The sequence below is a fragment of the Pseudomonas sp. NPDC089734 genome, from assembly GCF_044748865.1.
Taxonomy (GTDB): domain Bacteria; phylum Pseudomonadota; class Gammaproteobacteria; order Pseudomonadales; family Pseudomonadaceae; genus Aquipseudomonas.
The window spans coordinates 216394-230295 of sequence record NZ_JBIVGV010000001.1; the positions used below are offsets into that span (position 1 = coordinate 216394).

Annotated in this window: 13 protein-coding genes and 1 pseudogene; 9 read left to right on the top strand and 5 right to left on the bottom strand. The window is 59.1% G+C overall.

The features are described 5' to 3' along the window. Positions 1-243: 243 nt before the first annotated feature. Positions 244-1533, bottom strand: a pseudogene (gene rhlB / locus ACIPY9_RS01010) (ATP-dependent RNA helicase RhlB); the annotation flags it as partial. A 298-nt stretch (positions 1534-1831) separates the two neighbouring features. Next, entirely contained in the window at positions 1832-2491 is a 660-nt protein-coding gene (locus ACIPY9_RS01015) for an alpha/beta hydrolase (protein WP_400696370.1), read from the bottom strand. A 483-nt stretch (positions 2492-2974) separates the two neighbouring features. Between ACIPY9_RS01015 and ACIPY9_RS01020 the strand changes: the two genes are divergently transcribed. The 8 genes from ACIPY9_RS01020 (at position 2975) to ACIPY9_RS01055 (ending at position 10471) form a co-directional block, all read left to right on the top strand. Further along, positions 2975-4003, top strand: coding sequence for an amino acid ABC transporter substrate-binding protein (locus tag ACIPY9_RS01020; RefSeq protein ID WP_400696371.1), 1029 nt, complete (start codon positions 2975-2977; stop codon positions 4001-4003). A 72-nt stretch (positions 4004-4075) separates the two neighbouring features. Further along, positions 4076-5257 (top strand): amino acid ABC transporter permease, encoded by a 1182-nt coding sequence (locus ACIPY9_RS01025; protein ID WP_400696372.1) that lies wholly within the window; start codon positions 4076-4078, stop codon positions 5255-5257. Between the two features lie 10 nt (positions 5258-5267). Further along, positions 5268-6365 carry an amino acid ABC transporter permease gene (locus tag ACIPY9_RS01030; RefSeq protein WP_400696373.1) on the top strand — a complete coding sequence of 366 codons (1098 nt, stop codon included), beginning with the start codon at positions 5268-5270 and terminating at the stop codon, positions 6363-6365. A 10-nt stretch (positions 6366-6375) separates the two neighbouring features. After that, a complete protein-coding gene (locus tag ACIPY9_RS01035) occupies positions 6376-7140 on the top strand; it encodes an amino acid ABC transporter ATP-binding protein (protein ID WP_400696375.1) in 765 nt (254 codons plus the stop codon). 147 nt (positions 7141-7287) lie between these two features. Further along, entirely contained in the window at positions 7288-8514 is a 1227-nt protein-coding gene (locus tag ACIPY9_RS01040) for a CynX/NimT family MFS transporter (RefSeq protein WP_400696376.1), read from the top strand. Between the two features lie 145 nt (positions 8515-8659). After that, positions 8660-9151, top strand: a complete 492-nt coding sequence (locus ACIPY9_RS01045) for a nuclear transport factor 2 family protein (protein ID WP_400696378.1) — start codon at positions 8660-8662, stop codon at positions 9149-9151. Further along, on the top strand, positions 9144-9479 hold the full coding sequence (locus tag ACIPY9_RS01050) for a GIY-YIG nuclease family protein (protein WP_400696379.1): 336 nt from the start codon (positions 9144-9146) through the stop codon (positions 9477-9479). Before ACIPY9_RS01045 ends, ACIPY9_RS01050 begins: the two co-directional genes overlap by 8 nt. Positions 9480-9544: 65 nt before the next feature. Continuing rightward, on the top strand, positions 9545-10471 hold the full coding sequence (locus ACIPY9_RS01055; protein WP_400696381.1) for a glutathione S-transferase family protein: 927 nt from the start codon (positions 9545-9547) through the stop codon (positions 10469-10471). An 84-nt stretch (positions 10472-10555) separates the two neighbouring features. Here ACIPY9_RS01055 and ACIPY9_RS01060 read toward each other — a convergent pair whose 3' ends face one another. Both ACIPY9_RS01060 and yejK read right to left on the bottom strand, forming a co-directional pair. Beyond that, positions 10556-10906 (bottom strand): glutaredoxin family protein, encoded by a 351-nt coding sequence (locus ACIPY9_RS01060; RefSeq protein ID WP_400696382.1) that lies wholly within the window; start codon positions 10904-10906, stop codon positions 10556-10558. Between the two features lie 6 nt (positions 10907-10912). Then, positions 10913-11914 (bottom strand): nucleoid-associated protein YejK, encoded by a 1002-nt coding sequence (gene yejK, locus ACIPY9_RS01065; RefSeq protein WP_400696383.1) that lies wholly within the window; start codon positions 11912-11914, stop codon positions 10913-10915. A gap of 391 nt (positions 11915-12305) precedes the next feature. Here yejK and ACIPY9_RS01070 point away from each other — a divergent pair, with 391 nt between their 5' ends. Further along, a complete protein-coding gene (locus tag ACIPY9_RS01070; protein ID WP_020304671.1) occupies positions 12306-12587 on the top strand; it encodes an HU family DNA-binding protein in 282 nt (93 codons plus the stop codon). Between the two features lie 276 nt (positions 12588-12863). Here ACIPY9_RS01070 and rlmF read toward each other — a convergent pair whose 3' ends face one another. Beyond that, positions 12864-13841, bottom strand: a complete 978-nt coding sequence (gene rlmF, locus ACIPY9_RS01075; RefSeq protein WP_400696384.1) for a 23S rRNA (adenine(1618)-N(6))-methyltransferase RlmF — start codon at positions 13839-13841, stop codon at positions 12864-12866. Positions 13842-13902 lie beyond the last annotated feature (61 nt).

A 13902-nucleotide genomic window follows, 5' to 3' on the forward strand; every position in this document is an offset into this window, starting at 1 on the left:
AGCTTCTTTTCGATAGCCGGAAGTTGATACGAGTTTTGCGGAAGTTTCGCGAATGAATTCGCTCCTACGGTAGGAGCGGATTCATCCGCGAAAGACCTCAGGCCTTGCGCACCACCGCCCGCAACAACTCGGTCGGTGGCATCCCCAGCTTCTTTTCGATAGCCGGAAGTTGATACGAGTTTTGCGGAAGTTTCGCGAATGAATTCGCTCCTACAGTAGGAGCGGATTCATCCGCGAAAGACCTCAGGCCTTGCGCACCACCGCCCGCAGCAACTCGGTCGGTGGCATTTCACAACTGATCTTGCGTCCCAGCTTCTCTTCGATGGCCGGAAGCTGATACGAGTCGTCCTCACCGGCAAAGCTGATCGAAACGCCGTCTGCGCCCGCGCGGCCTGTTCGCCCGATGCGATGCACATAATCGTCCGGCACTTCCGGCAGGGTGAAGTTGATGACATGGCTGATGCCATCGATATGGATGCCGCGACCTGCGACGTCTGTCGCCACCAATACCCGAATCTTGCCTTCGCGGAACCCTTCCAGCGTCTTGATCCGCTTGTGCTGGGGCACATCGCCCGACAGTTGCGCGGCGTTGACGCCATCGCGGACCAGACGTTCTTCGATGCGGCGCACTTCGTCCTTGCGGTTGGCAAAGACCATCACACGCTCCCAGCCATTGTCGGTGACCAGGTTGTACAGCAGTTTGTACTTGTCGGCCGACGCCACCGCGTAGATATGCTGTTCGACGTTTGAGTTGGCGACGTTCTCGGCCTCGATCTCGACGATGGCCGGGTCGGTGGTCCATTGCTTGGCCAGGTTCATCACGTCGTCGGTGAAGGTGGCGGAGAACAGCAGGGTCTGGCGCTCGCCCTTATGCGGGGTCTGGCGAATGATCTGACGCACCTGGGGGATGAAACCCATGTCCAGCATGCGGTCGGCTTCGTCGAGAACCATCACTTCGACCATGTCCAGATGGACTTCACCGCGCTGGTTGAAGTCCAGCAGGCGTCCCGGTGTGGCCACCAGAATGTCGCAATGGCGGGCTTCGAGCTGCTTGAGCTGCTTGTCGAAGTCCATGCCACCCACGAACGTCATGACGTTCAGGTTGGTGTATTTGGTCAGGGCTGCCGCGTCCTTGGCGATCTGCACCACCAGCTCGCGGGTCGGGGCGATGATCAGGGCGCGGGGTTCACCCATGTAGCGCTCTTTGGGCGGCGGTGTCTGGGTCAGTTGCGTGATGATCGAAATCAGAAACGCGGCGGTCTTGCCCGTGCCGGTCTGGGCGCGGCCGATCGCGTCCTTGCCCTTGAGGGTGTAACCCAATACACCCGCCTGGATCGGCGTGCAGTACGGGAAGCCCAGGTCATGGATCGCGTGCATCAGTTCGGGGGCCAGATCGAAGTCATGGAAGCGGGTCTTGCCTTCCTGAGGTTCGACGACGAAATCTTCGGGTTTCCAGGCGATGACCGGCGGTTTGGGCGCTCGCTCCCGACGTGGACGCTCGGCCTTGGGTTTGTCGCTGCGGGGCTGTCGAGGCGCTGCAGGTGCTTTGGCAGGCGCCGGAGCGTGTGCCGAAGCCGTGTTCGCACGATCCTGTGATTCGCTTTCGCCAGCTCTGGAAGGGGAAGTGGATGTTGCGTGGTTGGGCGCGAGCTGCTCAGCCTCGCTTTTACCGAACATCTTTTTAAGTGCTTTGAGCACGGTCGTCTCGTCAATTGGTTAAGGAATGTACGCCGAGCAGTGTAAAGCAAGAATCGGGCGCGGCGTAGTCTCATCCGAAGTTCGCTACACAAGCGCCCGATCAGGCCGGTTCAATCTGTCTTTTCAGAAAGCGTTACCGAAGCTTGTCCGAGAGCCAGATCTGGATGTCTGAAATTTCTTGCGGTAACACTTGATGGCCCATTGGGTACTCTTTCCATTCGGCGGTTACACCCAGTGTTTTCAGGTATTCGTAGGCTGTCCTGCCCATGGCGTTGTGGACCACTTCGTCGTGGTAGCCATGCAGGCAGCAGGCTGGAATGCGTTGCTGGCTGGCGGACAGGGTCATCTGGTCGTTGAAGGTCGGTGCGTAGGTGGACAAGGCCAGTACGCCACCCAAGGGTCCCTGCCAGCGCTTGTAGGCCGTATGCAGCACCACGGCACCGCCCTGGGAGAAACCGGCCAGGAAGATCCGGGAAGGATCGATGCCGCTGTCGCGTTGCTGTTCGATCAGGTCCAGCACCTGCTGTGCCGAGGCTTCCATCTGTTCATGATCGATGGAGCGGGCTTCGGCGCTCATGGTTTTGATGTCGTACCAGCTGGGCATTGCATAGCCACCATTGACGGTGACTGCACGGGTCGGTGCCTGGGGCAGGATAAACCGGGTGGTCAGCAGGGATTCCTGGAGGGCTTCGGCCACTGGCATGAAGTCATAACGGTCGGCACCCAGGCCGTGCAGCCAGATGACACAGGCGTCGGTCTGGCCGACAGGCTGAAGGATCAGGGGTTCGCTCATGAATGCTCCAATTGTGTGCGTTATTTGTTTGGCTGCGCATTAATAAGGTGCGCGCCTGTATTGAATGTGAAAGAAGATGTCGCAAGGTTACAAGTTTTCGACTTGACCTGTCGCTAATTCGACATAGCCAGCATGCTGGTACGGGCTTTGCTATGAATCAGGTGGAGACAAAGCGCCCACATCGTTCGGTAACACTATTTGGCTATTACTTGTAACGATCGAAGGCGGCACGGGAGTCCATGCGTCAGGATTCTCGGCATGATTGATCCTGTACCGCTCTGGTCCGGGTTATACACGGAACTTTAGTCCAAGGGGCCGCAAACGGACGATGAAGATTGATGTGACAGGATGATCTTGCACTCGACTCATGGTTCAGGCCCGACGTCGCATGACCCAAAAAAAAGCCAGCACGGGTCGGCAATGCCTCACAAGGGTGCGGCGTGACGAAGGTTCCAAACAATAAAGAGCACACTGGAGGTTTGAATGAAGATGTTGAAATCCACACTGGCGGTCGTGACAGCTGTAGCAGCACTCGGCGTGACCGGTGCAGCTAACGCCGGTGCCACACTTGACGCTATCCAGAAGAAAGGTTTTGTTCAGTGCGGTGTCAGCGATGGCCTGCCAGGGTTCTCCGTTCCAGACGCTACAGGCAAGATCACCGGTATCGACGCTGACGTATGCCGCGCCGTAGCCGCTGCCGTTTTCGGCGACGCAACCAAGGTCAAGTTCAGCCAGTTGAACGCCAAGGAGCGTTTCACCGCGCTGCAATCGGGCGAAGTCGACGTGCTGTCGCGCAACACCACCTGGACCAGCTCTCGTGACGCAGGCATGGGCCTGGTCTTCGCCGGCGTGACCTACTACGACGGTATCGGCTTCCTGGTAAACAACAAGCTGGGCGTCAAGAGCGCCAAGGAACTGGACGGCGCAACCGTTTGTATCCAGGCGGGTACCACCACCGAGCTGAACGTTTCCGACTACTTCCGTGCCAACGGTCTGAAATTCACCCCGATCACTTTCGACACCTCCGACGAAAGCGCCAAGTCGCTGGAAAGCGGTCGTTGCGACGTGCTGACTTCCGACCAGTCGCAGCTCTATGCACAGCGCAGCAAGCTGGCCAGCCCGAACGATTACGTCGTTCTGCCTGAAGTCATCTCCAAGGAGCCTCTGGGCCCGGTCGTACGTAAAGGCGACGAAGAGTGGTTCTCCATCGTCAAGTGGACCCTGTTCGCCATGCTGAACGCGGAAGAAGCTGGCATCACGTCCAAGAACGTCGAAGCTGAAGCGAAATCGACCAAGAACCCTGACGTTGCCCGTATGCTCGGCGCTGACGGCGAGTACGGCAAGGATCTGAAACTGCCTAAGGACTGGGTCGTCAAGATCGTTAAACAAGTCGGTAACTACGGCGAAGTTTTCGAGCGTAACCTGGGCGAAAGCACCAACTTGAAAATCAAGCGTGGCCAAAATGCTCTGTGGAACAATGGCGGCATTCAGTACGCACCACCTATTCGCTGATTGACCCTGCGCCCGGTTGTCTGAAAGGACTGCCGGGCGTTTTGTTCTGTTCCGTTTCTTCTGGGGCACTTCATGCAAAATGAAATCGGCGCACCAAAGCAAAAGCTCTCTATGAGCGACCCGAGAGTGCGCGCGTGGTTATTTCAGATCATCACCATTGTGGCGGTGGTCTCGTTGGGCTGGTTCCTGTTCGACAACACCCAGACCAACCTTGAACATCGTGGTATCACCTCCGGCTTCAGCTTCCTTGAGCGCAGCGCCGGCTTCGGTATTGCCCAGCACCTGATCGACTACACCGAATCGGACAGTTATGCCCGCGTGTTTGTCATCGGCCTGCTCAATACCTTGCTGGTTTCGTTCATCGGTATCGTTCTGGCGACGATCCTGGGCTTCATCATCGGTGTGGCGCGCCTGTCGCCCAACTGGATGATCAGCAAGCTGGCGACCGTCTATGTCGAGGTCTTCCGTAACATTCCACCCCTGTTGCAGATCCTGTTCTGGTACTTCGCGGTATTCCTGAACCTGCCCGGCCCGCGCAATGCCCATGGTTACCTGGACATGTTCTATGTCAGCAGCCGTGGCCTGAACATGCCCCGGGCGTTTGCCGCCGAAGGCATGTGGCCTTTCCTTGTCAGCATCGTCGTTGCCATTGTCGCCATCGTGGCGATGGTCCGTTGGGCCAACAAGCGTTTCGAGCTGACCGGCGAGCCTTTCCACAAGTTCTGGGCCGCGCTTGGCCTGATCGTCGTGATCCCGGGGCTGAGCGCCTTGATCTTCGGTTCTCCCGTGCATTGGGAACTGCCTCAGCTCAAGGGCTTCAACTTCGTTGGCGGCTGGGTACTGATCCCCGAGCTGCTGGCCCTGACCCTGGCCCTGACCGTATACACCGCGGCGTTCATCGCCGAAATCGTGCGTTCGGGCATCAAGTCGGTCAGCCATGGCCAGACCGAAGCTGCCCGTTCCCTTGGCTTGCGTCCGGGTCCGACACTGCGCAAGGTCATCATTCCGCAGGCGCTGCGCGTGATCATTCCGCCACTGACCAGCCAATACCTGAACCTGGCGAAGAACTCCTCGCTGGCGGCCGGTATCGGTTACCCGGAAATGGTGTCGCTGTTCGCAGGCACCGTACTGAACCAGACCGGTCAGGCCATCGAAGTCATTGCCATCACCATGAGCGTGTACCTGGCAATCAGCATCAGCATTTCCCTGTTGATGAACTGGTACAACAAGCGCATTGCGCTGATCGAGCGGTGAGGAAACACGCATGACGACTCATACTTTCAAACCCAACCTCGCTCCGCCGAAAACCAGCGTGGGCGTGGTGGCATGGATGCGCGCGAACCTGTTCTCCAGCTGGCTCAACACGCTGCTGACCCTGTTCGCGATCTATCTGGTGTGGCTGATTGTGCCACCGATCATCAACTGGGCATTCCTGGATGCGAACTGGGTCGGTACTACCCGCGCCGACTGCACCAAGGCCGGTGCCTGCTGGGTGTTCATCGAGCAGCGTTTCGGCCAGTTCATGTACGGCTATTTCCCCAGCGAGTTGCGCTGGAGGGTTGACCTGACTGTCTTCCTGGCGATCGTGGGCGTAGCGCCGCTGTTCATCTCCCGGTTCCAGCGCAAGGCCGTTTACGGCCTGAGCTTCCTGGTGATCTACCCGATCGTTGCGTTCTACCTGCTGCATGGCGGTGCATTCGGTCTGGCCACTGTGGCGACCAGCCAGTGGGGCGGCCTGATGCTGACGCTGGTCATTGCCACCGTCGGTATCGTGGGGGCTCTGCCATTGGGGATTCTGCTGGCTCTGGGACGTCGTTCCAACATGCCGGCCGTACGTGTGGTCTGCGTCACCTTCATCGAGTTCTGGCGCGGCGTGCCGTTGATTACCGTGCTGTTCATGTCCTCGGTGATGCTGCCGCTGTTCCTGCCCGAAGGCATGAACTTCGACAAGCTGCTGCGTGCCCTGATCGGCGTGATCCTGTTCCAGTCGGCCTATATCGCCGAAGTGGTACGTGGCGGCATGCAAGCCATTCCCAAAGGGCAATATGAAGCCGCTGCGGCGATGGGCCTGGGTTACTGGCGTGCAATGGGGCTGGTGATCCTGCCTCAGGCACTGAAGCTGGTGATCCCCGGTATCGTCAACACCTTCATTGCCCTGTTCAAGGATACAAGTCTGGTGATCATCATCGGCCTGTTCGACCTGCTCAACAGCGTCAAGCAAGCTGCCGCCGACCCTAACTGGCTCGGTATGGCCACCGAAGGCTATGTCTTCGCGGCACTGGTGTTCTGGATTTTCTGTTTCGGCATGTCCCGCTACTCCATGCATCTGGAGCGTAAGCTGGACACAGGCCACAAGCGTTAGGAGTTTTGTGATGAGTGAAGCTATCAGTAAGCCTCTGGGCGCCGAAGGCATGATCCGGATGGAAGGCGTACACAAGTGGTACGGCCAGTTCCATGTGTTGAAAGACATCAACCTGAACGTGCGTCAGGGCGAGCGTATCGTCCTGTGCGGGCCTTCGGGCTCGGGCAAGTCGACCACCATTCGTTGCCTGAACCGTCTGGAAGAGCACCAGCAAGGCCGTATCATCGTGGACGGCACCGAACTGACCTCCGACCTGCGTCAGATCGAAACCATCCGCCGTGAAGTCGGCATGGTGTTCCAGCACTTCAACCTGTTCCCGCACCTGACCATCCTGCAGAACTGCACGCTGGCCCCGATGTGGGTGCGCAAGATGCCGAAGAAGAAAGCTGAAGAAATCGCCATGCACTACCTTGAGCGTGTGCGCATTCCAGAGCAGGCCCACAAGTACCCTGGCCAGCTTTCCGGCGGTCAGCAACAGCGTGTGGCGATTGCCCGTGCGCTGTGCATGAAGCCGAAAATCATGCTGTTCGACGAGCCGACCTCGGCACTCGACCCGGAAATGGTCAAGGAAGTGCTCGACACCATGGTCAGCCTGGCCGAAGAGGGCATGACCATGCTCTGCGTAACCCACGAAATGGGCTTCGCCCGCACCGTGGCCAACCGCGTGATCTTCATGGACAAGGGCGAAATCGTCGAACAGGCTGCGCCGAACGACTTCTTCGATAACCCGCAAAGCGACCGTACCAAACTGTTCCTCAGCCAGATCATTCACTGAGTGGCAGAAGCAGCATGAAGAACCCGGACCTCGTGTCCGGGTTTTTTATGGATATCCGGAAGCGAACTTGTATTCGGCGGGGTTCTCCAACAGGATGCACACCCTTTGCGCACTGCGCAGTGACCTATCCTGCCCTACGAGAGACTCATGACGACCAAGGCGCCTCAGGCGAGCACGACCCCTTCCCATGACACCCCGATTCTCAAACGCCCCTGGCTGATACTGCTGGGCCTGGTGCTGGTTGCCCTTAACCTGCGTCCGGCCCTGTCGAGCATTGCACCGCTGCTCAACGAGGTTTCCGAAAGCCTTGGTCTGTCGGCGGCCAGAGCCGGCTTGCTGACAACCTTGCCAGTATTGTGCCTGGGGTTGTTCGCGCCACTGGCGCCTAGGCTTGCGCGACGTTTCGGCAGCGAACGGGTGGTGTTCGGGATTCTGCTGGTGCTGGCGATCGGTATTGTCCTGCGCAGCACGCTGGGTGAAGTCGGGCTGTTCGCTGGCAGCCTGCTGGCGGGCGCAAGCATCGGAATCATCGGTGTGCTGCTGCCGGGTATCGTCAAACGGGATTTTCCCGCCCAGGCCGGCTCCATGACGGGGGTCTACACCATGGCGCTGTGCCTGGGCGCGGCGATTGCCGCCGGCTCGACGGTGCCCTTGACCCACTATTTCGATGACCGCTGGGACATCGGCCTGGGGTTCTGGATGATTCCGGCGGTGCTGGCTGCAATCGTCTGGTTTCCACAGGCTCGTGAGCTGCATGCGAGCCATCAGGTTGCGTACCGGGTGCGTGGCCTGTTTCGCGATCCGCTGGCCTGGCAGGTCACGCTGTATATGGGGCTGCAATCCTCTCTGGCCTATATCGTCTTCGGCTGGCTGCCCTCGGTGCTGATCGGGCGCGGTCTGACACCGACGCAGGCGGGTCTGCTGTTGTCCGGTTCGATTATCGTGCAACTGGTCAGCGCCTTGAGTGCGCCCTGGCTGGCGACACGCTGCAAGGACCAGCGCCTGGCCATCGTGAGCGTCATGGCACTGACTCTGGGCGGTCTGTTCGGTTGCCTGTATGCCCCGCTGGAAGGGTTGTGGGGCTGGGCCATCGTGCTGGGGCTGGGGCAGGGCGGTGCGTTCAGCCTGGCGCTGGCGTTGATCGTGCTGCGCTCCCGGGATTCCCATGTCGCGGCCAATCTGTCGGGCATGGCCCAGGGGGTTGGATACACCATCGCTTCGCTGGGCCCGTTTGCCGTCGGTGTGGTGCATGACCTGACAGGGAGCTGGGATTCGCTCGGCTGGATTTTCGCGGTGCTCGGCGTGGGGGCGACCATCGCCGGGATCGGCGCGGGGCGCGCCTTGCATGTGCAGGTCACCAGCGAGAAGATTTGAGGTTCGCAGGAGCGAGTTCATTCGCGAATGTATCTTCGCGAATGAATTCGCTCCTGCGGCACCATTTCTTCTGCGAATGAAGATGGCAAAGTGTCGATTTGCCGCTTATCGTTCACCATCTTTTGCTCCCAATGGACCTGAATGCATGAGCAACGAACAAAAAAGCCAAGCCAATAGCGCATTGATTACCCGGTTCTACGAGTCGTTCGCCCGTCTGGATGCCGAAGGCATGGCGGCCTGCTACAGCGACGATGTTCTGTTCAGTGACCCTGTTTTCGGCGAGTTGCGTGGCAGGCAGGCGGGTGACATGTGGCGCATGCTCGTTTCACGGGCTCAGGAGTTCTCGGTCACCTTCGATAACGTACGGGCCGATGAGCGTGGCGGCGGTGCGCATTGGGTGGCGACTTACCTGTTCAGCCAGACGGGACGCACCGTGGTGAATAACATCCAGGCTCGCTTTGTCTTCCGGGACGGCAAGATCTGTGAGCACCATGACCATTTCGACCTGTGGCGCTGGTCACGCCAGGCCTTGGGCGGCAAAGGGGTTTTGCTGGGCTGGACACCGCTGGTGCAGAACGCGATTCGTGAACAGGCCCGCAAAGGACTCAAGGCCTTCACTGAAAAGCACCATGCCTGAAGCCGCTAGCAGTGTCAGGGTGGCCGCAGAACCTGTCGGCAAGTCCTGGTTCGTCTATCTGGTGCGCGCCGCCAACGGTTCGTTGTACTGCGGCATCAGTGACGATCCCCATCGGCGCTTTGCCGCTCATCAGAGTGGCAAGGGCGCACGTTTCTTCCACTCCAGCCCGGCCATGGCGCTGGTCTACGTTGAGGAATGGGAGAGCAAAGGTGAGGCGTTGCGTCAGGAGCGGCTGATCAAGAAGCTGCGCAAGAGTGCCAAGGAGGTGCTGGCGGCAAGCTATGCCGGCACGCCCATCAATATCCGTGATGCTGCGTTATCGGGTTGAAGCGGTAGGCTGACAGGGCCTTGAAGACTAAGCTGTTGGTTTTCCCCGTCTGAGGAAGGCCAAACATGTCAGAGCTGATCCTGCATCATTACCCCGCATCGCTGTTCGCCGAGAAGGCCCGCCTGATGCTGGGCTTCAAGGGGCTGTCGTGGCGGTCTGTGACAATCCCGGCCGTCATGCCCAAGCCTGACCTTACGGCGCTCACGGGCGGTTATCGCAAGACGCCGGTATTGCAGGTCGGCGCAGACATCTATTGCGACACGGCCTTGATCGCGCGTCGTCTGGAGCAGGAAAAGGCTTCCCCGTCGTTTTATCCCGAAGGGCAGGAGTTCACGGTGGCCGGTATGGCGGCCTGGGGCGATTCCATTCTCTTCATGCATGCCGTCAGCCTGGTGTTTCAGCCTGCTTCCCTGGCCGTGCGCTTTGCCAAGGTGCCGCCGGAGGCCGTGAAAGCGTTTGTCGCGGACCGTGCGGCCTTGTTTGATGGCGGGAGCGCGACACGCCTGCCGCTGGAGCAGGCCCTGCATCAGTGGCCAACGCTGATGGCGCGTCTGGAACTGCAACTGGAGCGCAACGGCGATTTCCTGTTCGGTGAGCCTTCCATTGCTGATTTCTCCGTGGCCCATACCCTCTGGTTTCTCAAGCAGACGCCCGTGACGGCTCCGCTGGTGGAGGATTACCCGGCGGTATTGGCCTGGCTGGGGCGTGTGTTGGGCTTCGGGCATGGCGCCCATAGCGACCTTGCTTCTGCCGAGGCTGTGCAGATCGCGGCAGAGGCGACACCGGCTGCCTTGCCTGAAGAGGTCTTCGTCGACCCGAACGGCTTCAAGGCCGGGGACCGGGTGGCCATTTCAGCCACGGATTACGGTGTGGACGCTGTGGAAGGGGAACTGGTGTTCAATGGACGAGAAGAGCTGATCCTGCGCCGTGAGGATGACCGGGCCGGTGTGGTGCATGTGCATTTCCCACGGCTTGGATTCCGGATGGCATAGGAGCGAATTCATTCGCGAAGACCATCTCTTCCTGCCGATGCATTTCTTGCGGGTTTACAGGCGTCTTCGCGGATAAATCCGCTCCTACTTCAAGGCGGCCAGGATCTCGTCCGGGGAGAAGCCCCGGATCAGCGTCCCGTTGACATCCAGCAGCGGGATGCCGCGTCCGCCCAGGGCTTCGTAGGCCTTGCGGCCCTCGGCGGATTTCTCGATGTCGTACTCTGTGAAGGCGATGCCTTTGCTGTCCAGAAAACGGCGTGTCTGCTTGCAGTAGCCACACCATTCGGTCGCGTACATCACGACCTTCGCCTGGCTGTAGCTGTGCGCAACACTCGCAGGGGGCGGGTTGATCAGGTTCTCGATCTTGCCCCAGTTCTGATAGACCACGACCACCAGCATGATCAGGGCGAATTTCTTGAGTGTGCGCATCAGCATCGGGGGTTACCGCCGTTTCAGCTGGTCGGTGAGCTGAGTCGGCAGGCCTTTGATGATCAGTGTGCCAGCCTGTTCGTCGTACTCAATCTTGTCACCCAGCAGGTGTGCCTCGAAGCTGATCGACAGCCCCTCTGCACGGCCCGTGAAGCGGCGGAACTGGTTAAGGGTGCGCTTGTCTGCCGGGATCTCCGGAGACAGGCCGTAATCCTTGTTGCGGATGTGATCGTAGAAGGCGCGCGGGCGATCTTCATCGATCAGTTCGGACAGCTCTTCCAGGCCCATGGGTTCGCCCAGCTTGGTCTGGCTGCTGGCGTAATCCACCAGGGTCTTGGTCTTTTCCCGTGCCGACTCTTCGGGCAGGTCTTCACTTTCCACGAAGTCGCTGAAGGCCTTGAGCAGGGTGCGGGTTTCGCCAGGGCCATCCACGCCTTCCTGACAGCCGATGAAGTCACGGAAGTATTCGGAGACCTTCTTGCCGTTCTTGCCCTTGATGAAGGAAATGTACTGCTTGGACTGCTTGTTGTTCTGCCATTCCGAGATATTGATCCGGGCGGCCAGATGCAGTTGCCCCAGGTCCAGGTGACGCGACGGGGTGACGTCCAGCTCGTCATTCACCGCGACGCCTTCGCTGTGGTGCAGCAGGGCGATGGCCAGGTAGTCGGTCATGCCTTGCTGGTAGTGAGCGAACAGCACATGCCCGCCCACCGACAGGTTGGACTCTTCCATCAGCTTTTGCAGATGCTCCACCGATACGCGGGAGAACGCCGTGAAATCGTTACCGCCGTCCAGATACTCTTTCAGCCAGCCGCTGAAGGGGTGCGCACCGGACTCTGCGTGGAACAGTCCCCAGGCCTTGCCCTGTTTGGCGTTGTAGCTTTCGTTGAGGTCCGCCAGCATGTTTTCGATGGCCTGGGACTCAGCGAGTTCGGAGTCGCGTGCATGGAGAACTGCGGGCGTACCGTCGGGTTTCTTGTCGATCAGGTGGACGATGCAATGACGGATCGGCATGGGTATCTCGGCTGATGGTGATAGGGAGCAGGCAGCTTGTTACAAGGCCGCCAGTGTAACGCACACGCTGGAAAATGGCCTTGAGGTAGCCGGTTTTCCTTCGCAAAGGGTGTTTTATGTCTATTTTTTGATCGATTCGTGTTTAAAGCTGACCAAAAGGATAGGTAAGGGCGGATATTTACCCGGCTCTGTGCTAGTTTTGCGCGGTCTTGCGCACTCTAGCGCGCCAAGCATGCAGATTGTGTGGATAAAGGCCGAACCAAAATCCGGTTTCAGTATCTACATTTCGCGATTAATCGTGGCTGCCAGCAGGAGCCAGGTTCATTGCCTGGCCTCTGGCCGACGTTGCGTTCTGCAATCCAAATGAATTTGATAGGGAAGGAACACCACCATGGCTCTGACTAAAGACCAATTGATCGCCGATATCGCAGAAGCTATCGACGCGCCAAAAACCACCGCGCGTAATGCTCTTGAGCAATTGGGCCAAATTGTTGCCGACCAATTGGAAAACGGCGTTGAAATCACCCTGCCAGGCATCGGCAAGCTGAAAGTCGCTGAGCGTCCAGCTCGCACCGGCCGCAACCCTTCGACTGGCGCTGCCATCGAAATCGCTGCCAAGAAAGTCATCAAGTTCGTACCGGCCAAAGTGCTGAACGACTCGATCAACAAGTAAGTTCACGCTTGCTTGAAGAGCCGTGCGCCGGGTTACCGGGCACGGCTTTTTTATTGCCTGAAAACTGCTGCTCTCGGTCATGCTGCGTTGAAAGCAGGCTCGGAATGCTCATTTACAACACGTAAACTCCGCTTCCTCGCCTGCTTTCGCCTTGTCTGACCTTCGCTCGCTATGTTTTCACATAGTCTGTGTGGGAGCGGATTCATCCGCGAAGGCCGCTTAAAGGGCGATACATTTGTTTGGGATGTACCGGCTTTTTCGCGGATGAATCCGCTCCTACGGAGTGCGGTGGAAGGTCCAGGCCACGAAGCGGCTCTGTTTCTGGCCCTGGCCCATTTCCACGACCCGGCTGTCGACGGCCCCGGCTCTTTTCAGAGCGGCCTGGATGGCGGGCAGGTTCGAGGCCTTGGACACCAGTGTGCTGAACCAGCGTACCTGCTCGGGTATCTGGGCGCTTTCGTGAATCAGCTGGGTCACGAAACCGATCTCCCCGCCGACGCACCATAGTTCCTGCGACTGCCCGCCAAAATTGAGTACCGGCAGCTTGCGCTTGGGGTCGGCCTTGCCCAGTGCCCGCCATTTGCGCTGGCTGCCGCGTTGCGCTTCCTCCAGCGAGGCATGGAAGGGCGGATTGCACAGGCTCACATCGAAGCGTTCGCTGCTGTCGAGCAGGCCCAGCAGGATGTGTTTGCGATTGGCTTGCTGGCGCACCTTGATGGCCTTGTCCAGCCCGTTGGCCTTGACGATGGTCGTGGCTGTCGCGATGGCGGTGCTGTCGATATCCGAACCTGTGAAGTGCCAGCCGTAGTCGCTATGCCCCAGCAGCGGATAGATACAGTTGGCACCGGTGCCGATATCCAGCGCCTTGATCGAGGCCCCACGCGGGATGACGCCGCCGTTCTCGCTGGCCAGCAGGTCGGCGAGAAAGTGCAGGTAGTCCGCCCGGCCCGGAATCGGCGGGCACAGGTAATCCGCCGGAATATCCCAATGAGCTATGCCATACAGCGACTTGAGCAACGCCCGGTTGAAGACACGCACGGCCTGCGGATTGGCGAAGTCGATGCTCTCTTTCCCGTAAGGATTGATGATCACGAACTCGGCCAGCTCCGGGCTGCTTTTGATCAGCTTGGGAAAGTCGTAACGGCCCTGATGGCGATTGCGGGGGTGCAGCGTGGCTTTTTCGCGAGGCTCCGCGGGTTTGGCCGGGCGCTGGGGTTTCTTGCGTGGGGGCTTGGGAGTGCTTGGCGTGGTCATGAGAAATCGTTCTGATGCGCCCCGTAGGAGCGAATTTATTCGCGAGAGACCCAAGAGCATG